At 73.0% G+C, this 23,569-nt stretch carries 8 protein-coding genes; 2 read left to right on the forward strand and 6 right to left on the reverse strand.

From position 1 onward, the window contains the following. Positions 1-10: 10 nt before the first annotated feature. From CLV40_RS16860 to CLV40_RS38940, 5 genes are all read right to left on the reverse strand, one after another. Positions 11-8,083, reverse strand: a complete 8,073-nt coding sequence (locus tag CLV40_RS16860) for an amino acid adenylation domain-containing protein (protein ID WP_104479874.1) — start codon at positions 8,081-8,083, stop codon at positions 11-13. 16 nt (positions 8,084-8,099) lie between these two features. Then, positions 8,100-15,998, reverse strand: coding sequence for an SDR family NAD(P)-dependent oxidoreductase (locus CLV40_RS16865; protein ID WP_104479875.1), 7,899 nt, complete (start codon positions 15,996-15,998; stop codon positions 8,100-8,102). A gap of 106 nt (positions 15,999-16,104) precedes the next feature. Then, on the reverse strand, positions 16,105-16,974 hold the full coding sequence (locus CLV40_RS16870; protein ID WP_104479876.1) for an aspartyl/asparaginyl beta-hydroxylase domain-containing protein: 870 nt from the start codon (positions 16,972-16,974) through the stop codon (positions 16,105-16,107). 2,128 nt (positions 16,975-19,102) lie between these two features. Next, positions 19,103-20,461, reverse strand: coding sequence for a SpoIIE family protein phosphatase (locus CLV40_RS16875; protein ID WP_342752272.1), 1,359 nt, complete (start codon positions 20,459-20,461; stop codon positions 19,103-19,105). Next, complete coding sequence (locus tag CLV40_RS38940) at positions 20,367-20,930, reverse strand: PAS domain-containing protein (protein ID WP_219824008.1); 564 nt, start codon at positions 20,928-20,930, stop codon at positions 20,367-20,369. The genes CLV40_RS16875 and CLV40_RS38940 overlap by 95 nt, the downstream gene beginning before the upstream one ends. A gap of 112 nt (positions 20,931-21,042) precedes the next feature. Here CLV40_RS38940 and CLV40_RS16880 point away from each other — a divergent pair, with 112 nt between their 5' ends. Continuing rightward, entirely contained in the window at positions 21,043-22,338 is a 1,296-nt protein-coding gene (locus tag CLV40_RS16880) for a helix-turn-helix transcriptional regulator (protein ID WP_146108069.1), read from the forward strand. Positions 22,339-22,647: 309 nt separating this feature from the next. Here the strand turns inward: CLV40_RS16880 and CLV40_RS16885 are convergent, their stop codons facing one another. Next, positions 22,648-23,148: a PIN domain-containing protein gene (locus tag CLV40_RS16885; protein ID WP_146108070.1), complete on the reverse strand. Its 501-nt coding sequence runs from the start codon at positions 23,146-23,148 to the stop codon at positions 22,648-22,650. Positions 23,149-23,345: 197 nt separating this feature from the next. Here CLV40_RS16885 and CLV40_RS38060 point away from each other — a divergent pair, with 197 nt between their 5' ends. Further along, positions 23,346-23,513 carry a hypothetical protein gene (locus tag CLV40_RS38060; protein ID WP_181043554.1) on the forward strand — a complete coding sequence of 56 codons (168 nt, stop codon included), beginning with the start codon at positions 23,346-23,348 and terminating at the stop codon, positions 23,511-23,513. Positions 23,514-23,569: the final 56 nt, after the last annotated feature.

Raw genomic sequence — 23,569 nt, forward strand, 5'->3', positions numbered from 1 at the left:
CTGATCTCTCCTAGTTCTGGGCCTTGGCGTCCTGACCGGGGGCGTCCTGACCGGTGTGCTGACCGGTGTCCTGATCCGCCGCGCGCCCGGCCGCGGCCCGCAGTCCGGCGAGGTCGGTGTCCGGAGCGGTGACCAGCGCGGCCAGCAGCCGCTCGAAGCACCGGACCAGGCGCAGCGCGGTACCGCGGGCGAACACGTCGGTGCTGTACTCCAGGTAGCCGCCCAACCCGGCCGGGGACTCCTGGACGACCAGGTTGAGCTCGTACTTGGTGCTGCCCGGGTCCGAGCGCAGCAGCCGCACGGCGAGGTCGCCGTCGGCGGCGGCGCCGTCGCCCGCCTGCGGAGCGGGCAGCAGGTTGAACATCACCTGGAACACCGGCGGGTGCGCCGGGTCCGGGGTGCCGACCAGGTCCTCGACCAGGTCGGCGAAGGGCAGGTCCCGGTGTTCCTGGGCGTCGGCCAGGCTGTGCCGGGCCTGGTCGAGCAGCTTGGTGAACGGCCGGTCGGCGGCCACGTCGAGGCGCACCGCGAGCAGGTTCGTGAAGTAGCCGACCACCCGGTCCCACGGCCCGTCCGGGCGGTTGGCCACCGCCGAGCCGATGACGAGTTCCCGGTCGTCCGCGCAACCGCCGAGCAGGGCGCCGAACGCGGCCAGCAGGGTCATGTACAGCGTGGCGCCGTGCTCGCGGCCCAGGGTGCGCAGCGCGTCGACCAGCGCGGCCGGGACGCCGAACGCCACGGTGGCGCCCTGGCCGGTGCGCACCGGCGGGCGCGGGTAGTCCGTGCGCAGGGTCGCCGCGGGCGCCAGGCCGCGGAGCTGCCCGCGCCAGTACTGCCGCTGCCGGTCCAGTTCCGCCGGGGTGGTGGTGGCCCGCTGCGCGCGGGCGTGGTCGGTGTGGTCGACGGTCAGCGCCGGCAGTTCCGGCCGCTCGCCCCGGCTCAGCGCCCGGTAGAGCACCAGCAGTTCGCCCAGCACGATGTTGACCGACCAACCGTCGAACACACCCCACGGCCGGGTCAGCACCGCGACGTGCTCGGTGTCGGACCTGGCCAGCAGGTGAACGCGCAGCACGAGGGTGTCCTCGGGGTGGAACGGGCGGCGGCGCTCGGCGGCCAGCCACTCGGCCACCGCCGCGTCGTCGGCGACCGCCAGCACCGGCACGGGCACCTCGCCGACCGGGTTGACCCGCTGGACCAGCTCGCCGCCGCGCTCGGGGTAGCTGGTGCGCAGCACCGGGTGCCGCTCGACCAGCGCCCGCACGGCGGCGGCGAAGGCCGCCCGGTCCAGCTCGCCGTCGACGGCGAAGGCCAACTGCACGTTCTCGTGCGCGCTGCCCAGGTGCGCGGGCCAGGTCCGGAACCACAGGTCCCGCTGCTGCAACGACAGCGGCGCGGTCTCGCCCGCCACGGGCTCCACGTCGACCACGGACCCGGTGGGCTCCGCGGATTCGGCGGATTCGACGGAGTCGACCGCGCGCTCGGCGGCGGGCTCGCGGTCCAACGAGCGTTGCACCGCGTCCGCGAGGTCGGCGACCGTGGCGCCGCTGAGCACCAGCGCCAGCGGTAGGTGCCCACCCAGCTCGTTGCGCACGCGCAGGGTCAGCCGGGTCGCCAGCAGCGAGTGCCCGCCCAGGTCCAGGAACCGGTCCCGCAGCCCGACCCGGCCGACCTCCAGCACCTCGGCCACCAGCCCGCACACCGCCCGCTGGACGCGGGTCTCGGGAGCCCGGTACTCCGCGCCCGCGAGGTCCTCGTCGGCCGGGGCGGGCAGCGCCCGCTTGTCGACCTTGCCGTTCGGGGTCACCGGCAGCTCGTCGAGCACCACGAACACGCTCGGCACCATGTACTCGGGCAGCCGCCCACCCAGGTGCGCGCGCAGCACCCCGGTCAGCTCGTGCTTGCCGTTGTCGGTGGTGCCACCGGCCCACTGCGCGCTCGGCGCCACGTAGGCGATGAGCGAACAGGCCGCTCCCGTGCCCCTGGGCACGACGACGGCGGTGCGCACGGCGGCGTGCTCGTGCAGCACGTTGGTGATCTCGCCCGGCTCCACCCGGAACCCGCGCACCTTGAGCTGGTCGTCGACCCGGCCCAGGTGCTCGATGAGCCCGTCGTGCCGCCACTTGACCAGGTCGCCGGTGCGGTACATGCGGGCGCCTGGGGTGAACGGGTTGGCCACGAACCGCTCGGCGGTCAGCTCCGGGCGGTTGAGGAACCCGCGCGCCACCTGCCCGCCCGCGATGTAGAGCTCACCGGCCACCCCGGTCGGCACCGGCCGCAGGGCGGCGTCGAGCACGTAGGCCTGGGTGTTGTGCACCGGGGCGCCGATCGGCACCCGCACCGCGCCCGGCTCCGGGGTGTACCAGCACCCCAGCGCCGCGCCGACCTCGGTCGGGCCGCAGATGTTGGACAGCGGCACGTCCGGGAACGCGGCGGTGAACCGCTCGGCCAGCTCCGCGGGCAGCGCCTCGCCGGTGGCCTCCAGCCGCTTGAGCGCCCGGCAGTCCCGCACCCCGGGCTCGGCCAGGAACACGGCCAGCATGGAGGGCACGAAGTCGACGTCGGTGACCCGCTCGTCGCGCATGACCTCGACCAGGTAGCCGGGGTCGCGCTGGCCGCCGGGCCGGGCGATGACGACCGCGCCGCCGACCTGCAGCGGCCAGAACAGCTCCTTGATCGAGACGTCGAAGCTGATCGAGGTCTTGAACAGGACCCGCTCGCCGTCGGTCATCCGGTAGAACGTCTGGTCCCAGTGCAGCCAGTTCATGCCGGCCCGGTGGGTGATCGCCACGCCCTTGGGCTTGCCGGTCGTGCCCGAGGTGTAGAGCACGTAGGCCAGGTGGTCCGGGTGCGCGGCCACGCCGGGGTCGGTGTCGGGTTCGGCGGCGGTGTCCGGCAGGTCGGTCAGCACCAGCAGCGGCTTGCCGTCCTCGACCATCCGGGCCACCCGGTCGTCGGGCAGCTCGATGTCCACCGGCAGGTAGGCCGCGCCGGACTTGAGCACGCCGTAGATGGCCGTCATCAGCTCGAACGACCGCGGCATCCGCACCGCGACCAGCGCGTCCGGGCCCGCCCCGCGCGCGATCAGCCAGTGCGCCAGCCGGTTGGCGTCGGCGTTGAGCTCGGCGTAGGTGCGGGTCTCGCCCTCGAACACCAGCGCCGTGCGGTCCGGGGTGCGGGCCACCTGCGCCTCGAACGCCGCGGCCAGGGTCGGCGCGGGCAGCTCCAGGTCGGTGTCGTTCCACTCGTGCAGCAGCCTGCGCAGCTCGTCGGCGGGCAGCACGCCCACCGCGGCCGCCGGGGTGGTGGTGCCGTCGGCGTCGGCCAGCGCGGTGGCGATGCCCGACAGCGCGGTCTCCACGTAGCCCGCGAGGGTCTCGCAGGCCACCGAGGTGTCCACCTGCAGGTCCAGCGACAGCTCGGTGCCGAAGTCGTCCAGCGACACCGACACCGGGTAGTTGATGCCGTCCGCCGCGGCCACGAACCGCACCCCGCCGTCGGTGGTGCCGATCGCCCCGGCCGCGCCGCGGCCGGGCTCGAAGTGGCGGAAGTTGCACACCGAGGTGAACAGCGGCGCGTCGCCGTCGAGCCCGCTGCTGCGCTGGGCCAGGCCGAGCGGGCTCTGCTCGCGCGCCACCAGTTCGCGCAGCGCGGTGTCCACGGCGGACACCAGTTCGGCGACCGTGCGGCGGGACAGGTCCACCCGCACCGGCAGGGTGTTGATGAAGTTGCCCAGCATCCGCTCCACGCCCGGCACGCCCTGCAGGCGCCCGGAGAGCACCGTGCCGAACACGACGTCGAGCCTGCCGCTGGTGGCCGCGACCACCCTGGCCCACGCGGCGTGGAACAGCGCGGCGGGGGTGATCCGGAGCCGCCTGGCCTGCGTCCGCACCCGGTCGGTCAGCTCGGCGGGCAGGGCGCGGCGGAGCTGGTGCACGCCGCGCGTGCCGCCGCGCGCGTCGGTCAGCCCGAACGGCGTGGTGGGCTCGGTGACGTCGCCCAGGGTGGCGCGGAAGTACGCGGCGACCGCCGCCTCGTCGAGGTGGTGGCGGGTGTGCGCGACGAAGTCCCGGTACGGCGGCGGCTCGGGCAGCAGCTCGGCGCGGCCCGCCATGTGCACGGCCAGCTCGCCCATCGTCAGCCGCAGCGACGTGGCGTCCTCGATCAGGTGGTGCGCGTCGAGCAGCAGGTAGCGGCGTTCGGACCCGGTGTCGACGGCGGTGGTCAACCGCAGCAGCGGCGCCCGGTCCAGCGGCAGGTCCGACGGCTCGCGCAGCAGCGCCCGCGCCCCGTCCTCGCCGTCCACCTCGACCCGGCGCACCGGCAGCTCCACCCGGCGGTGGACCACCTGCACCGGCGTGGACAGCCCGGTGGTCAGCACGGCGGTGCGCATCACGTCGTGGCGGGCGATCACGGCGCGCAGCGCGTCGGCGAACCGCAGCGCGGCGGCCTCGTCGTCGGCGGCGTAGAGGGTCCGCACCCGGTACGGGTCGTGCTCCGGGTCGAGCAGGTGGTGGAAGAGGATCCCCTCCTGCGTCGACACCAGCGGGTAGATGTCCTGCACGTTGTCGGCGCCGCCGTCGACGGTGGCCACCACGGCGTCGATGTCGGCCTGCGTCAGCGCCACCAGGGGCAGCAGGTCCGGGGTGATCGGCGCGCCCGCCTCGACGCGGTTCGGCGGGACCTCGTAGTCACCGTGGTCCCCGCCCGCGTCGCCGGAGTCGATCGCCGCGGCCAGCGCGGCCAGCGTCGGCGCGCTGAACACCGCGCGCACCGACACCCGGCGGCCCGCGGCGCGCAGCCGGGCCACCAGCACGGTGATCAGCAGCGAGTGGCCGCTGAGGGCGAAGAAGTTGTCCTCGGCGCTGATCCGCGCCGCGTCGAAGCCGAGCAGCTCCGCCCACAGGTCGGCCAGCAGCCGTTCGGTGTCGGTGCGCGGGGCGACGTGGACGCGCTCGGCGAAGTCCTCGAGGTCCGGGGCGGGCAGCGCCCGGCGGTCCAGCTTGCCGTGCGCGGTCACCGGCAGCGCGTCGAGCACGACGATCGCGCCCGGCACCATGTACTCGGGCAGGCCGCTCCTGAGGTGCGCCAGCAGCGCGACCCGGTCCAGCCCGTCCCCGGCGGGCACCGCGTAGGCCACCAGCCGGTGGTTGCCCGGCTGGTCCTCGCGCACCACCACGGCGGCGGCGCCGACCTCGGGGCGCTCGGTGAGCCGGTGCTCGACCTCGCCCAGCTCGATCCGGAACCCGCGCAGCTTCACCTGGTCGTCGACCCGGCCCAGGTACTCCAGGGTGCCGTCGGGCAGCCACCGGGCCAGGTCGCCGGTGCGGTACAGGCGCGCGCCGGGCTCGTCGTCGAACGGGTTGGGCACGAACCGGTCGCGGGTCAGCTCCGGCTCGTGCAGGTAGCCGCGGGCCAGGCCGTCGCCCGCGATGTGGAGCTGCCCCACGCACCCGATGCCCTGCGGCCGCTGGGCGTCGTCGAGGACGTAGAGCTGGATGTTCTGGATCGGGCGGCCGATCGGCACCAGCTGGGGCGCGGGGTCGGCGGGTACCGCCCAGTGGCTGACGTCGACGGCGGCCTCGGTGGGCCCGTAGAGGTTGTGCAGCGGGGCGGTGTGGCGGGCGTAGTGGCGCGCGCACAGCTCCGGCGGCAGCGCCTCACCGCTGCAGAACACCCGCCGCACGCTCGCGCACCCGGCCCAGCCCGGCTCATCCACGACCGACCGCAACATCGAGGGCACGAAGTGCAGGGTGGTCACACCGAACCGCCGGACCGCGGCGACGACCTCGGCCGGGTCCTTGTGCGCGTCGGCGGGCAGCACGGCCAGCCGGGCGCCGGACACCAGCGGCCAGAAGAACTCCCACACCGACACGTCGAAGCTGTACGGGGTCTTCTGCAACACCACGTCGGCGTCGGTCAGCCCGTACTCGTTCTGCATCCACTCGACGCGGTTGACCGCCGCGCGGTGCTCGATCATCACGCCCTTGGGCCTGCCGGTCGACCCGGAGGTGTGGATGACGTAGGCCAGGTTCCGCGAGTGCAGGTCCGGGTCGTCGACGCGCTCCTCGCGCTGGCCCTCGGCGTCCGCGCCGTCCACCGTTCGGACCGCGCCGCCGCCGTCGACGGTGAGCACGTGCTCGGCGGCCGCGAACGGCTCGACGTCGGTGCCCGGCTGGGTCAGCACGACCCGGACACCGGAGTCCGCGAGCAGGTGGCCGATGCGGGCGGGCGGGTAGGACGGCTCGACCGGCAGGTAGGCGCCACCGGCCTTGAGGATGCCGTAGATCGCGGCGACCATCTCCACCGAGCGGCGCACCGCCAGCCCGACCGGCTGGTCCGGGCCGACCCCCCGGTGTCGCAGGGCGTGCGCGATCCGGTTGGCCCAGGCGTCCAACTCGCCGTAGGTGACCGAGCGCTCGTCGTCGACCAGCGCCACCCGGTCCGGGTGGGCGTCCACCCGGTCCTCGAACAACTGGTGCAGGCACCGGTCGTGCGAGTACGGGCGGCGGGTGTCGTTCCACGCGCGCACGACCCGCTCGCGCTCGGCGTCGTCGAGCACGTCCAGTGCGGACACCCGGGCCGCCGGGTCCGCCGCGACGGCCGCCAGCAGCCGGGTGTAGTGCCCGGTGAACCGATCGATGGTCTCCGGGTCGTACAGGTCGGTGTTGTACTCGACGGTGCCCAGCAGCCCGTCCGGGGTCTCGCGCAGGTCCAGGGTCAGGTCGAACTTGGTCACCTCGGCGTCGACCGGGATCTCCGAGACCCGCACCCCGCCGACCTCGGCCGTGTCGCCGGACTGACCACCCTGCAACACGAACATCGTCTGGAACACGGGGGAGTGGCTCAGGCCGCGCTCCAGGCCGAGCCCGTCGACCACCGCCTCGAACGGCACGTCCTGGTTGTCGTACGCGGCCAGCGCGGTCGCCTTCACCTGCGCGAGCAGGTCGGTGAACACCGGGTCGCCGGTCAGGTCGGCGCGCATCACCAGGGTGTTGGCGAAGAAGCCGACGAGGTCTTCGACGTCGTGCTGGTTGCGGTTGGCCACCACGGTGCCCACCGCGATGTCGGCGCTGCCGGTGCGCCGGTTGAGCAGCACCGCGTACGTCGACAGCAGCGTCATGTACAGCGTCGCACCGTGCTCGCGGGCCACGTCGTGCAGCCGGGTCAGCAGCTCGGCCGGGGCGCGGAAGGTGGACCGGGCGCCGGTGTGGGTCTTGACCGCCGGGCGCTTGCGGTCCGGCGGCAGGGTCAGCCGGGCGTCGACGCCCGCCAGCTGCCTGGTCCAGTAGGCGACCTGCGCGGCGTACGCCCCGTCCGCCAGCCACTCGCCCTGGCGCCGGGCGTGTTCGGCGAAGGTGATCGGCAGCGGCGCCAGCGGGCTGTCCCGGCCCGCGGTCGCGGCCTCGTACAGGGCCACCAGGTCGCGCACGAGCACCCCGACGGACCAGCCGTCGGACACCCCGTGGTGCATCGTGACCAGCAGCGCGTGGTCCGCCTCGGACACCCGCAGCAGCTGGAGCCGGACCAGGGGGTCGTGCGCCAGGTCGAACGGCCGCGCCGCCTCCCGGGCGCACGCGTCGGCGAGCTCCGCCTCCGGCAGGTCGCGCTCCACCACCACGACATCGCCGCCGTCGCCGATCACCTGGTAGGGCACGCCGTCCCGGTCGGCGAAGCGGGTGCGCAGCGCGGGGTGCCGGTCGATGAGGCCGCGCAGCGCGCGCAGCAGGGCCGGGCGGTCGAGCGCGCCGCGCAGGCGCATCGCCAGCGGGATGTTGTAGGCGGCGCTGGACCCGTCGAGCTGGGCCAGGAACCACAGCCGCTGCTGGGTGAACGACAACCGCGCGGGCTCCTCGACGGTGCTGCCCACGGTGTCGGTGCTGTCGGTGCTGTCGGTGCTGTCGGTGCTGTCGGTGCTGTCGGCGGTGTCCGCCGTGGCGGACGGGTCCGGGGTGGAACCGACCACCGCGAGCGGGGGTAGCTCGATGCCCCGCTTGCGCAGCAGCGCGACGAGGGCGTGGCGGCGCCGCTCGGGCAGCGACCGGATCCGCGCGAGCAGGTCCGGCACGTCCTGGGTGGTGGTCATCGTGGTCCTCTTCCGCCTAGTTCGTCAGGCCCAGGGCATCGAGCTCGTCATCGCTGAGCCGCTCGATGAGCTCGATGCCGTCGAGGATCCGGTCCACGTCCATCCCCACGGCGTCCCGCTCCGCGGTGGCCGCGTCGAGCAGCGCGGCCTGCTGGACCAGCCGTGGCGCGTCGAACACCTGCTGCACCGCCAGCTCCACCCCGGCCCGCCTGCCCAGCAGGTTGATCAGGCGGGTGGCCAGCAGCGAGTTCCCGCCGAGGGCGAAGAAGTCGCTCGTCGGCCCCAGCAGCGCCGGGTCGACCTGGAGCAGGTCCACCCACGCCGACCGGACGACGTCCTCCGCGCTCTCACCGGCGCCCCGGCCGAGGACGGTCGCCTCGTCGTCGCGGCTGTCCGCCCGCGGCGCGTGGGTGACCACGTCGACCCAGTACCTGCCGTTGTCGAACGCGGTGGGCGGCAGCGGCAGCAGTTCGCGGTGGCCGTCGTGCAGACCGGCCCACGGCACCCGCACCCCGCGCACCCACAGCTCGGCGAGTTTCTCCAGGTCCCGGTCGGCGACCAGGCCCGCCAGGAACACCTCGCCGCGCGACCCGCCGAGCAGCGATGCCAGCGGGCCGATGTCGTCCTCGGCGTCGCCCTCGAACAGCGGCGCGGGCAACGCCCCGTCCGCCGCGGCCGACGGCAGGCCGAGGTGGTGGGCCAGCGCGGTCACCAGCTCGCGGGTGGAGCCCGCGACCACGGCCAGCCGCCGCGGCAGTGCCTCGCGGCCCAGTTGCGTGGTGTACGCGAGGTCGGTGAGGTCCACCTCGCCCGCGGTGCTCAGGTGGTCGTGCAGCTGCCGGGCGGCCGTGCGCAGGCGCTCGGCCGTCAGCGCGGACACGACCACCAGGTGCGCCCCGCCTGCCTGGCGGGCCGCGGCGGCCACCGCGATCGGCGGCGGCGCCTCGACCACCAGGCTCACGTGGCTGCCGCCCGCCGCCACCGAGTTGATCAGCGCCCGGCGCGGGGCGCCGCCACGGGACCGCCAGCCGGTCACCTCCTCGCACAGCGCCACCGGGGCGCCGTCGAGGTCCAGCGCCGGGTTCGGGGTGCCGGTGCCGACCAGCGGGGCCAGCTCACCGTGCCGCAGTTGCAGCACCACCTTGGTCAACTGGGCGATACCGGAGGCGGCCTCCGGGTGGCCCAGGTTCGACTTGACCGTGCCCACCGGCACCGGCGCGGACGGGTCACCCGCGGCGAAGACCTCGCGCAGCGCCCGCAGCTCGATCTCGTCGGACAGCGGGGTGCCGTTGGCGGCGGCCTCGACGTAGCCGATGGTGTCGGCCGTGACCCCGGCCCGTTCCAGCGCCCGCCGCATCACACCGACCTGCGTGCGGTGGCTGGGCGCCAGGAAGGCCCCACCCCGGCCCGCGTGCGCCGACGCGGTGCCGCGGATGACCGCGAGCACGGTGTCGCCGTCGCGCAGGGCGGCGGCCAGCGGCTTGAGCAGCACCGCGCCGACGGCCTCGGCGGGCAGGTAGCCGTCGCCGTCGCGGAAGCTGCGGCTGCCCGCGTGCGTGCCCAGCAGCCGCATCTCGGCCAGCGCGGCGTGCTTGTCCGGGTGGATGGTCAGGTTGACCCCGCCCGCCACCGCCAGCTCGCTCTCCCCGCTGAGCAGGTCGGCGCAGGCGATGTGGATGGCGGTGGTGGACGACGCGCACATGCTGTCCACCGCCAGGCTCGGCCCCTCCAGGCCGAAGAAGTGCGACACCCGGTTGGCGATCAGGTTGAAGGACGCCGAGGAGGTCAGCGCGGCGAGCACCGGGTCGACCGCGCCGTCGGCCCGGTACATCTGGTACGCGGCGCCCACGTAGACCCCGACCCGCCTGCCGTAGCGGCGTTCGATGACCTCCCGGGTCACCCCGCTGCCCTCCAGCAGGTGCCACACCACCTGGAGGAACAACCGCTGCTGCGGGTCCATCGCCGAGGCCTCGCGGGGCGAGATGCCGAAGAACAGCGGGTCGAACTCGGCCACGCCGTCGAGGAACGCGCCGATGGCGCCCGCCCCGACCTGCTCCGCGCGCTCGGCGGGCACCTCGGTCACGCAGTCCGTGCCCGACCGCAGCACTTCCCAGAAGCCGTCCAGGTCGGCCGCCCCGGGGTAGCGGCCGGTGATGCCGATGATCGCGATCTCGGTGCCGCCGTCGGGCCGCTGCGTGCTCCCGGCCAGGGCCGGGGCGGGTGCGGGTGTGGTGTCCGCGGTGGTCACCGGGGTCGCGGTGACGCCCAGCAGGTCGCGCAGGGCCGGGGCGTGGTCGGTGGCCAGGAAGCCCGCCACCTCGCGGATCGTGGGCAGCTCGAACAGCAGCGTGCGCGGCAGCGGGCCGAAGGACTTCTCCAGCTCGGTGATCAGGTTGACCGCGAGCACGGAGTCCAGGCCGTACTTCTCCAGCGCGGTGTCCGGGTCGACCCGTTCCGGGCGCAGCTTGAGCGCCGCCGCCAGCACCCTGCGCAGGTGGCTGACCGCCCGGTCCGCCAACGACTCCGCGCCTGCGGCGGGCACCGGGACCGCACCGGGCACCGCGGGTGCGGTGGTCAGTCGGGAGAGCAACGCGTCGCGGTCGCCGACGAGCGCCACCAGCCTGCCGCCGAGGTCCGCGGCCAGCGCCTGGCGCAGCACCGCGAGCCCGCGGGTGGTGTCCAGCGGCGCGAGGCCGAGGTCGCGGAGCTGACGGCGCACCGTGTCGTCACCCATGCCGCCCGCGTCCCACAGCGGCCAGCCGATCGAGACCGCGCGTCCCCGCCCGGTGCGCTGCGCGGCGAAGGCGTCGAGGTAGCCGTTGCCCGCCGCGTAGTCGGCCTGCCCGTGGTTGCCGAACGCGCCCGCGATGGAGGAGAAGCAGGCGAACAGCTCCAGCGGCTGATCGGCGGTGGCCCGGTCGAGCACCGCCGCGGCCACCTTGGGCGCGAGCACCCGGTCGAACTCGTCGGTGCCCTTGCGCAGGATCAGGTTGTCCTGGATGACTCCGGCGCTGTGCAGGACGCCGGTCAGCGGGCCGTACGCGGCGGTGACGTCGCGGACCAGCCGCCGCACCGCGTCCGGGTCGGTGATGTCGGCGCCGCGGTAGTCGACCCGCAGCCCGGCCGCCCGCAGCTCGGCCACGGCGGCGTCGGCCCGCGCGGACCGGCCGGTGAGCACCACGGTCGCGCCCGGCGCTTCGGCGGCGATGTCGCGCGCCACGACCAGCCCGAGTGCGCCCGCCCCGCCGGTGATCAGGTACACGCCGTCGCGGCGCCACGGGCTCGGTGCGGCGACGGGGGAGACCTCGACCAGCCCGGCGGTCTCCCGCACACCGCCGCGGTAGCGGATCTCCTGGTCGGTGGTGGCCGCGTCCTCGGAGAGCCGGATCAGGTCGTCGACCCGCTCGCAGTCGATGAGCTGGGTGCGCAGCCCCGGGTTCTCCAGGGCGACCGTCTTGAGCAGGGCGGAGAGCCCGGCCAACGTGGCATCGGTGCCCAACAGCACCACCTGCACCAGGCCCTGCTGGCGCGATCCGCGCTCCAAGAGCCCCTTGGCCAGCCCGAACACCTGCCGTGCCACGTCGGCGTAGCGGGCGTCGGTGGTCGCGCCGGACGGCTCGACCACGACCGCGCCACCCGGCAGCGCGGACCGCTGCTCGGCGGTCGGCGTGCCCACCACGATCACGTGCCGGTCCGCCGGGACGTCCGCGGCGGCGGTGCCGGGGTTCGCCGTCCACGTGGGGCGCAGCAGCACCAGGTCGTGGTCGGCGCGGTCCGGGGCCGGGGCGGCGGGGATGGTGAGGTCCAGGTCGAGCCAGCAGCGCTCCCGGGCGAACGGGTAGCCCGGCAGGCTGACCCGACGCAGCGGGCCCTCGGCCACGCCGTCCCAGTCGACCGCCGCGCCGGACACCCACAGCCGCAGCAGCGGGTCCGCGACACCGCGCTCGACCCACTCGGCGAGCGCGGCGTCCACCGACGGCGCGGCGCCGCGGCCGGACAGGACACTGCCGCGGCGCCACGAACCGGGCCTGCCCGCGGCGAAGCGGGCCAGTTCCCCCCGCGCCTCGGCGACCGTCGAGGCGGCGAACGCCAGCCGCTCCTCCAGCTCCATCCGCCCGACCTGGAGCGTCCACGCCACATCGGCCAGGTCGGCGTCGGCCAGCTCGCCGAGCCTGCCGTGCAGGCGCCCGGCCAGCTCCGCCAACTGCGGCGCGCTCTTGGCCGAGAGCACCAGCAGCGCGGGCCGGTCGGTGCGCCGCTCGGGTCGCGCCGCCGCCTCGTGCTCGGCGATGACCACGTGCGCGTTCGACCCGCCGCCGCCGAAGCTGGACACACCGGCCAACCGGGGCGCGGTCCGACCGTCCACGGTGGGCCGCCGCCACGGGCCCAGCTCGCGCTGCACCCGCAGCGGCGTGCGGTCGAAGTCGATGTGCGGGTTCAGGGTCTCGGAGTGCAGGCTCGGCACCAGTTCCCGGTGCCGCAGCTGCAACAGCACCTTGGTGACCCCGGCGATGCCCGCGGCGCTCTCCAGGTGGCCGATGTTGGACTTCACCGACCCGATCGCGCACTCGTCCGGCCGGGCACCGGCGGTGCCGAACGCCTTCTGCAACCCGGTGACCTCGATCGGGTCGCCCAGCGAGGTCCCGGTGCCGTGCGCCTCCAGGTAGCTCAGCGCACGCGGGTCCAGGGCCGCCGCGGCGAACGCGTCCGCCACCACCGCCCCCTGGGCGACCGGGGTGGGAACCGAGTACCCGGTGGTCCGCCCGCCGTGGTTGACCGCGGTACCCCTGATGACGCCGTGGATCTGGTCCCCGTCGAGCACGGCCCTGGCCAGTGGCTTGAGCAGCACCGCGCCCACGCCCTCGCCCGGCACGTAGCCGTCGCCGCCCTCGCCGAAGCTGCGGCAGCGGCCGTCGGAGGACAGGAAGTGCCGCTTGCTGAGCACCAGGTGCTTGTTCGGGTGCGGGGTCAGGTTGACCCCACCGGCGATCGCCGCCGCGCACTGCCCGGTGCGGATGGCCTCGCAGGCCAGGTGGATGGAGGTCAGCGAGGAGGAGCACATGGTGTCCACGGCCAGGCTCGGGCCGTGGAAGTCGTAGAAGTACGAGACCCGGTTGGCCACGGTGGACGCGCTGCCCCACAGCGCCACGTCCTGTCCGAGTGCCTGCGCCTGCGCGCCGTAGAGCTGGTACTCCTGGTACATCACGCCGACGAACACGCCAACGTCGCCCTGGGCGGAGAGCCGTTCGCCGGTGTAGCCGGCGTCCTCGAGGGTGTGGTGCGCGGTTTGCAGGAACAGCCGCTCCTGCGGGTCGAGGTGCTCGGCCTCCAGCAGCGAGATCTGGAAGAACAGCGGGTCGAACAGGTCGATGTCGTCGACGAACCCGCCCCAGCGGCCCGCCTCGGGGTAGCGGCGGTGGTCCCAGCGCCCGGCGGGCACCTCCCGGACGCTGTCGCGGCCCGCGCGCAGGTTCTGCCAGAACTCTTCGAGATCGGCGGCCTCGGGGTAGCGGCCCGCGACGCCGACGATGGCGATGTCACCGTCGCGCGGGTCGCCCGGCCGGGTGATCGCGGGTTCCGCGGCCCGCGGTGCCGGGGTGTCCGCCGCCGCCCGGGGCGGCTCCTGGCGCAGGACGCGGGTGCTCAGCCCTTCGAGGTCGACGCAGACCGTGCCCGTCGCGTCGAGGATCGTGATGTCCAGGGCGGAGGTGGTGGCCGTGCCCGCCCCGGCGCCGTGCCGGATCCAGGCGTAGGCGGTGGTCGTGGTGGCCGCCGGGGCTCGGACACCGCGCACCGCGAAGGGCAGGCCGAGGCTGGTGGCCTCCTGGCCCGCCCGCTCGGTCGGCAGCCAGAGCCCGATGGTGGCCTGGAGCGCGCCGTCGACCACGCTCGGGTGCGAGTGGTAGCCGCTCTGCTCGGCGGCCGCGGGTAACCGCAGCTCGGCGAGCACCTGCGGTCTGCCGGTCCGGTCGGTGCCCACACCGACGGTGACCACGGACCGCTGCGACGGGCCGTAGCGCAGGCCGAGGCGGTCGTAGCGGGCGTAGACCTCGGTGCCCGCGAAAGTCGTGGCGGAGCAGGCGGCCCGGAGCTCGTCGATGCTCGGGGTGCTCGGGTGGGTGTCGTCGGCGAGGTGCGCGCGCCCCTGGCAGCACAGGGTTTCCCCGCCGTCGGCGTCGACGCTGTGGATGGTGAACTCGCCGGTCGGGTGGACGGCCGTGACCAGCTTGAGGCCGGTCGGGGTGGCCGTCGCCGGGCGGACCCAGGCCACATCGGCCAGCCGCACGCCACCGCCGAACACCTCGGCGGCGGCGGCCCGCGCCAGCTCCAGGTGCGCGACCCCGGGCAGCACCCGGTCGTCGCGCACGCGGTGGTCGGCCAACACCGGCTCGGCCCCGGCGAACACCGATTCGTACCGGGCTCCCCGGTCGTCGTCGGGCAGGCGGCGGTGCAGCAGCGGGTGCGCCGCCGCCGCGACCGGGGCCGGGGTGGTGCCGGTGAGGTGGGCGGCGATCGCGTGGGCCGTGCGGTGGTCGGTGATGGCGGTGGCGGCCACCGCCAGGCCGAGTCGTTCGTTGAGCCGGTCGGCCAGGTGCGCGGCACCGCTCCAGTCCAGCCCGTACTCGCCCAGGTCCTCGTCCGGGTCCACTTCCGACGCGGGTACCGACAGCAGCGCCGCCGTCTCGTCCACGATCGCGCCCAGCACGTCCGCCCGATCGGCGGGCGCGCCCACCGGTTCGGGGGCGGCCGGGGCGGCGGGAGCGGCGGGGGTGGCTGTTTCGGTGGTGCTGGGGTGTTCGGTCCGCAGCCAGGCGGCGAGCTCGGCGATGGTGCGGTGTTCGAACATGATCGTCGGGGACAGCGAGAGCGAGTAGGTGTCCTCGACGTCGGCGACGAGGGAGAGCAGGTTGGCGGAGGTGAGGCCGAGTTCGTAGAACCCGCCCTCCGGATCCACGACGTCCACCGAGGTGTCCAGGCGGGCGGCGACCAGTCCGCGCAGGACCTCGGCCACGTCCCGACCCTCGACCGGGGCGGCGGCGACGGTGGGGGCGGTGGGCGCGGCGGTGGCGCGGACGTCGAGGGCGGAACCCATGCGGATGCGCTTGGCCACGAACTGGCCCACCTCCGCGACCCGCACGCCCTCGGCGTTGTAGAACTCGATGCGCAGCCGCACCAACTCGTCGTCGCGGTGGACGGAATCGGCGGGGACGCGGACGTAGCAGCGGTCGCCGAGCGAACCGATCGCGCGGAACGACTCGAACACCAGTGGCAGGAACAGGCCGGGGCCCTCGTCGTCGCCGTCGTGCATCATGCCGATGCCGATGCCGCCGCCGAGCAGGCCCGCCTCGAACAGCGCGGGGTGGAACAGGAAGCGGTCGGTGCTGTCGCGGAACTCCGGCGCCAGCGCCAGCTCCGCCACCCAGTCGCCGGGCCGGTGGTGCACTGTCCCGCCGATCTTCATGATCCCGGAGTGGAGCAGCTCGTGCTCGCGGCACCACCCGTAGATCTCGGTCATGGTGGTCGCCCCGGTGGCGCCGGTCAGCGGCAGCGCGAGCCGCTCCGGGTAGTCCGGCACGGGGGAGACCTCGGCGGTGGCCACCGCGTGCAGGACCGACTCGCTGTCCCGCTCGCGCCTGCTGCCGACCTCCACCCGCAGGTCGCCTGCCGGGGTGCGGCGCCCGGCGACGGTGACCAGCACCAGTTCGCCGGTCTCCGCCACCAGCGGCGCCAGGATCCGCAGGTTGCGCAGCGAGGTGTGCGCCATGGCGTGCCCGTGCCGGGCCAGCACCTGCAACAGGAGGTCGACGTAGCCGACCCCCGGGAGCAGGGGCCGCCCGAATACCACGTGGCCGCGCAGTAGCGGATTGTCCGCGGTGATCTCGAAGGATTCGGTGAACACGAGCGAGTCGGTCATCTGGTATCCGTCTTGGCACGAGTCGGAACCGGACGGTGCGCCCGGTCCGCGCGGAATGGGGAGGACTGGCTGGGGTGGGACGCCCGGGGGAGCGGGCGCACCCGGATCACCAGGAGGTGAGCGAGAAGCGATCGGTCAAGGCGCGCGCGTCGATCGCGAACGCCCTGATCTGCTCGGCCTTGGTGACCATCTTCTCGTCACCGGTCGCCTTGGCGATGTCTACCAGCCAGGTGTAGGTCTGCGCCGGGTGTACTTCGTAGAGGAAGTGCACCTTGGAGAGCATGAACAGGACGTCGCGGAAGTTGTCGCGCTCCAGCACGTTGGCCAGCGAAAGAATGCGATCGCGGGTCTCCGAGGTGAACGGCTTGCGTGGCACGAACTCAGGCTCGCCACCTGGGCTGTAGACCGTCGGGTCGGCGAAGATCTCCTTCTCGTCGAATGGGCCGTCGAATGCGAAATCGACACAGAGTGACTGCCTCGACAATTCAGATAGGTTTACCGCTGAATGCTCGGATGCCGCGTCCAGGAACCAGATCTCGCCGGGGCGGAACCGCACCACGGTGTCCTCGTTCGAGTGATAGGCGCGCGGGCTCTCCTCCAATACCATGAACGTGCGGAAATACAAGTCCGCATTCCGGTCGAGTTCGACGAAGTCGCGGTGCGGGATCACGACCGCGTTCTTCAGGTTGCGCGTGCGGGCCATCTGCAGGTGCGCGGTGTTGAACACGGAGGTGACGATCTCGCTGAGGTAAGGGGTCCGCGCGGTGTGCTCGGTGGCCACCGCACCCCCCTCGATGTCGCGGTAGAGCCGGTCGTCGGCCTGGCCGGAGGCGTTCCACAGCGGGATGTTCTTCCAGTACCCGTTGCTGAACTCGTCGTACTCCTCCTGCACGACGGGCACGGTCTCCAGGTAGTCGAGGTCGAGTTTGAGTCTCTGCTGATCGAGTTCGATCTTTCCCAGGATGTGGGAGCGCATTAGCACAGTCTCCAAATCGATGGAAGTCCTCAGACGTGGCCGAGGGTGGCCGAAAGAAGCGGGAACACCCATTCAGGGCGCTATACACCACAAGACCGGGTCACGCCGGTCGGATCCGCGACGACGCCGCCGCGCGTTGTCCGCCGTGTCCGCTGAAGGCGGCCCCAGCTCCGCCATGCGAGAATCTAACGCGTTCCCCCCTCGACGGAACATGCGCTGACCGCTGTCCCCACGTCTTGACTGTGGAGATAGCGGCGAATGCTATTCGGTGTCGTGATCAAAAACTACCAGCGTGTAAGCGGTTATGGACTAAAGATCGCGACGGTGTGATACATGCCACACGGCGGAGATTTTACGCCAATAAGGGTTGACCTGTGTGCGAACTCTTGAAAGGGCGGACCGGTCACGCACAGCGCGGGTACGGTTACGGATTGTGCGGGTCTTTATTCGCACTCCGTGTATGTGGTGGGGAAATTCCTTCCGCATGGTGAGTTTGCCGAGATAAGCGGAATGTCGGGTTTCGTGCGAAGGCGGGCCGAGTCGGGGGACTGCCCGGCCCCGTCGGAGCTCCACTGGGCTGACCCGCGGCCGTCCGACCGGGAGGAGCGGGACGCGGCGCCGATGGCGCGCGGCGACCCGCGCCGAGGTCGGGGCGATGATCGACTCGGCGGCGGTCGCCGGAGCGGCGTCCGCCGACATCGCCGAGCCGGAGCCGTGGCGTGCGGTGGCGGGTTGGGTGCGCGAAGGGAACCGGGGCGAGTGCCACGCTGGCGCGGTGGTGGGCATGAGGAGGTCCGGTTGTTCCACGCGGCGGCTGGTGGCCCGGCGAGTTGACGTCTCCGGTGCCGAGGCTTCGGGTGACCAGCGCTGTGGCCAGGTACACCGTCGACAGGAGGCGGATGGCGGTGATGGGGAGGCCCGCGGCGGATCGGGCGGTCGGGGAGTCGTTGTTTCCATGACGTCGATGGGCGCGGAGGGAACCCCGGCTGCGATCAGGCGGCTCATTGTGACCAGGTGCGCGGTCGGTCCCTGGCACTGGGCGGCTGGTCCGAAGAGGACGCGGCGGATGTGGCCTGAGCCGCCTGGCTCGACGCCGAGGGGCGTCGTGCGGCCGAGCAGTACTCCAGGGCGGCCGACGGACTCGGCTCCGAACGGGACGGACCCGGTGCGTTTGGTGGGGAATGCACGTGCTGGAGCGGCCGGGGCGGAGCAACCGCGAGCACCTCCACCCGCACGATTCGAAAAGCACGCCCCTGCCGGGGAAGCACTTTTACCGGCTCGCAGGTCAGGGCCATCGAGTTGGTTATCGGCACCCGCACAGGCGTCACCGCCACGGCGCGATTGGGAGAAACCGCTTTGTACCCAAGCCTTTCGCCTCGCTTTGGCGTCCGTCGAAATGCTGGTGAAATGGCGATGGTCGAATCCGAGCGGGTTGTGATGGGCGCACCGTCACGGGTGACTCACGGTGGTTGGTCGAGCACGGTCCGACCTGCCCGATTCGCTGGCCAGGGCCACCCTGGTGCTGCGGCGCGGGGCGAGCGGGAGTTGGCGTTCGACTGGCTGATCGGGTGGCTCGTGGCGGAGGACGTGCCGCTGACGCCCGTGTACCCCGGCGGCCGGCGGCTGCGTTCGGCGATTTCCTTGCCCGCGAGTCGGAGCCGCTGACCGTGGCCCGGCCGCGCGGCCAGGTCCGGTGGGGGACGAACTGCCGCAAGGGAAACGGGATCCGGTGGTCGAGGCGACCACCTGGCTCGGTCCACTCGGCTGCCGGTGGTGGCGGTCGCACGCGGGTTCGACCACGCTGTGTCGGTCCACTTGCACCACCGGGCCGCCGGGAGTGACCTGCGGGGCGTGGTCGAAGAGCTATTCGACTGGGTCCAGGCGTACCGGACCCGGTGTCAGCGTGGTTCCTCCGCAACGCCGAGCGGGTGGTGGCCCGGTTCGACGACGTCCGCTTGGTCGAGCGGTTGGCCGAGCCGCGGTGACCGCCCGCTGTCGGTGCTTGGGCGCGATCGTGGGTGTGGTGTTTCGGTTGGCATATCTGGTGTTTGTGCTCGAAAGTCTCGAGTCCCATCGAGTCGGACTCCGGACATCGTGTAGGGCGACTCCGAGCCGTGGTCGGGGCGAGTTAGATGTCGTTGTCTGCCGGCTGGGTGTCGGGGTCTTGGGTCGCGTGGGGGAGGGCGACCAGGGTCAGGATGGTGTCGGCGTTGGTGCCGGATCGGGCGTAGAGGCGTAGTTCGGTGTTGTTGTCCCGGTGCAGCGCGGTGAGCCGGTGCAGCGCGGCGACTCCCGCGCTGGCGAGGTGGGTCACGCCGGTCAGGTCGATGGTCAGCGACCGCGCGCCGGTGGATCCGGTGAGGATTTGGTGTTCCACTGTGGACGCGGTGGTGGCGTCGATAGGGCCGTCGACGCGGATTCTTGGTGTGGTGGTTGGTTGTTCCAGTACCAGAAGTGGAGCGGACTGCGGTGCGTGGGTCGGTGCGCGAAATGTGGTGTCGTCGGCGGTGATCAGTTTTGCCGGTCTGGTCAGCCGCAGGCCGATGGTGGCGGTGGTGCCGTGTTCGTCGTGCTCGACGCGCAGGGTGGCTACCAGTTTCCTGGTCATGTGCAGGCCGATGCCGCGGTCCGCGGAGGGGCGTGGTTCGCGCCAGCGGCCCTGGTCGGTGACGCGCATCGAGAGCACGCCGGTGTCGGAGAGTTCTCCGGTGACGGTGAAGCTGTGCGGGTCGGGTGAGTCGATGTGGGCGTGTTCGGTGGCGTTCGCGGCCAGTTCGATCACCGCGTGCCGCACCGCGTCGCTGTCGGGTTGGTCCACGTCCGCTTCGGCCAGCCACTCGTCGACGGCGCGGCGCAGCGCGGGGAGGGAGTCGTGGGTCGCGAGCACGGTGCGGCCGAAGGGTTTCGGTGGCTTTGTGAGCTGGGCGGCCAGCAGGGTGATGTCGTCGGTGTGGCCGGTGACCCTGGTCAGCAGCTCGACCGTCTGCGTGCAGGCCCGTTCGACGGCGAGCGCGACGTCGCCCCGCATGACGCGGTCGGCGGTGGCGTCCGCGGCGACCCGTGCCAGCTCGACCGTGCTCTCCGCGACTTCCCGCCCGGGGCGCTCCAGGATGCCGTCGCTGTAGAGCAGCACCAGGTCACCCGGCTTGAGGCGCTCGTCGCCGACCGCGTTGGGCCCGCGGTGTGCGCCGACACCCAGGGGGCCGGTCCCGGTCGGTGCGAGGAACCGTGCCTCGCCGTCGGCGGGCACGACCAGCGGCGGCGGATGCCCGGCGGTGCTGTAGTGGAGTTCGCCGGTGCGGGGGTTGAGGATCACCACGCAGACGGTCGCGGCGTGGGAGCCGCGGATGCGGTCGGTGGCCGCGTCGACGGCCTGAAGCGCGGCGAGGACGTCACCGGTGGCGGCCAGGCGGTCGGCCAGCAGCACGCGCAACTGGCCCATGGTGGCTGATGCGGCGACGCCGTGGCCGACGACGTCGCCCACCACCAAGGCGATCCGGCCGTCGTCCAGGGGGATGGCGTCGAACCAGTCGCCGCCCGCGGGCTCGCTCAGTGGCGTCGACCGCGTTGATCGTGACCCCGACGACGGTGCCTTCGGCGTCGTGGCGCGGGAAGACGGTGAAGTCGATGAAGGTCTCGACCCGGCCCAGCTCGTCGTGGTCGTAGTGCGCTCGCAGCTCGCGCACCGACGCGGGTTCGCCGGTCCGGTAGGTGCGCTCGAAGATCTGGAAGATCTGCTGCTCGACGATCCCGCCGAACACCTCCAGGATCGGGAGCCCGATCACGTTCTGCCGTCCCGAGTGCTCCCGGTACGCCGCCGTGGTGGCGACCAGCCGCAGCTCCGGGCCGCCCAACGCCAGCACCAACAGCGGCATCTGGTCGAACACGTCTCGCACCTCGACCGGCTTGCCCACCAGCCGGTCGAGGGCCTCGTCACCGTCGCCGTGGTCCGACACCTGACCCGGACCCTTCCGCTTGGCGTCGCCGTCGGTGAATCGTTACCCTCCCAACACATCGGCAAAACGACACACTTCGGCGGTGCGGTACCGGGTGTGTGAGAGTGGCCTTGTGGCGCATCTCCCCTCGCGGACCGGGCGGTCGCTGGTGTTGACCCTGCCGCCGGACGTGGGCGACTCGGACCAGGCCGGGCTGCACCGGATGTTGGCCGATGCCCGCGGCCTCCTGACCGCGCGAACGTCGGTGGTGCTCGACGCCCGGGCCGTCGGGGTGGTGTCCGCGCGGATGGCGCGAACCGTGGTGGCGTTCGCCGAGGTGGGCGTCGCCCGGGGGATCCGCTGCGCGGTCGTGCTCCAGCCCGGTGCCGCGGCGCGGGTGGCCCTGGACCTGGCCGACCCGAAGACCCTGGTGGCCGTGTACGGCCGGGTCGAGGAGGCGATCGGCGGGTCCGAGGCCCCCGCCGAGGCGCCGTCGGCCGACATCGTGGACCCGGAGGTCGCCGAGCAGGTGCTCAGCGACAGCTATGCGACCGTGCGGATCAGGGCTCGCGGTGCGCGGTGCGGGATGTGGATGACGTCGGTGCCCGTCGGCGGGGTCCGGCTCGACGGCGTGGGGTTCCGGATGGGGTTCGACGCCGAGGTCGCCCCGCTGGGCAAGTACGTGTTCAGCGAGCTGGAATCCGGCCGGGTCGCGTGCGGCGCCGGGGGCGCGTGGCGGCGGTACGGGGCCGGGGACGTGTTCCTGCCCGCGCAGCCCGACCTGCCGTACCGCGCGGCGGTCGACGACGGGGTGTTCCGGGTGGCCGTGATCGAACCCGCGACGCTCGAACACGTCGCGCGCACCGAGTCCGACCGGTCGGGACCGATCCGGGTCACCGGCCACGAAGCCGTCTCCGCCGCGGCCGCGGCGTACTGGCGGTCGACCTGCCGCCACCTGCGCGACGACCTGCTCGCCAACCCCGAGGTGCTGGCGCACCCCCTGGTCGTGGGCAACGCGGCGCGGCTGCTGGCGGCCGCCGCGCTGGCCACGTTCGCCAACACCGCGCGCACCGACCCCACGATCGAGGACCGCCACGACGCCACCCCCCGGACGCTGCGCACCGCGATCGCGTACATCGAGGCCCACGCCGACCAGGACATCAGCGTCGCCGACATCGCCTGCTCTGCCTGGGTCACCGTCCGCGCCGTGCAGCTGGCCTTCCGCCGCCACCTCGACACCACCCCGATGGCGTACCTGCGCCGCGTCCGACTCGACCACGTGCGCGCCGAGCTGCGCGCCGCGGTCCCGGGCCAGGAAACCGTCACGGGCATCGCCGCGCGCTGGGGATTCAGCAGACCGGGCGCGTTCGCCGCCTACTACCGAGAAGTCTTCGACGAACTCCCCTCGCACACGCTGCGGAACAACTGACCCCGCCCGGCCTCGCTTTGCCACCTTCCAGTCGTCATGGCGAGCGACGACCTGAGCACGGCCAGGGCACCGGAATTGCCGCCCGCAGGCTGGGATCCGCGCCTGTCGAGCGCCCTTAACGTCTACTTGCGACATTCGAAGGGCCCTGCCACCGCGGATGACATGGGGCGGGAGACCGCGGCCGGGCTCGGCCTCCTGTGGAGGAAACCATTTCACCTCTGGCGCGTGCAGCGCTTTCGCGGTCTGCCGGCAACACCCGGGAGAGAATGCTGTGGAGCGGTTCAGCCCGGTATAGCCCGCGGGCGACCACTATCCAGGAGCAACCAGGTCACCGATGTCGGCGACCGTCCCGGTGTCTCGAGCCAAGGCTGCGAGGCGTGCGTCCACGGTGATCAAAGCATCTGCCTGGAGTGTGGCGACCGCGATGTACCCGGCGTCCCTGAGCGTGTCCCTGCCGTGCCTGCGGGCGATCCGCCACGCGGTGCGGCACGACACCCGGTCACCCAGAAGCCGTATTTTCGTCTCGGTGATCCGATCGTGTGCCTTCATGGCTGCTGCCCCGGTGCGCGTGCCCGCACTGACATCGCGCAAGGAGTGGCCATAGCAGCCGTCGCACAGGGTGGTGCGGGCGACGTCGAACCCGCCGCCGGGTTGGCTGAACGCGGCGATGACCGCGTGCGGGCCGGTGTTGGTCTTGCAGCCGGTGCGGGTGGCGGCGACCGGGCGGCCGGTGGAGTCGGGCATCGGGATCACGACGTCGCGCAGATCGCCGAGAATGTCTGGTCTCACCATGTCTGACGCTCTGCGCACAGATTTCCGACGATCGCAAAGCCTCTACGCCGATCGTGAATACGGACGGATGGCCCTACTGGACGCGAGGCGCGTGATAAACGATCATTGTCCGGTAGCTTGATCCACAGCAGCGGGGTGGCGGCCCGACCGGCGGTCGCCGCGCCACTCACGCGCGTTACCCGGTAGGTCGGGGAGGCCGGTTCATGGTCGCGACGGTGACGGAGCCGCAGACCCGGCGGACAGGGGCCAGCGGCGGGAAGACCGTGCGCACGTCGGTCGACTCCTTCCTCGACTCGCTGAGGGTGAAGACGAATCCGAATACGCCGCGCGCCTACAACGGCGTGCTCGACCGGGTCGCCGCACCCGTCCGGCTCGGCACGTGACCACCGATGCGCCGGTGGTTCGGCGCCTCGGCACGTCCGGCACGTCGGCGGGGACC

Source organism: Actinokineospora auranticolor (assembly GCF_002934265.1).
GTDB classification, from domain to species: Bacteria; Actinomycetota; Actinomycetes; order Mycobacteriales; family Pseudonocardiaceae; genus Actinokineospora; species Actinokineospora auranticolor.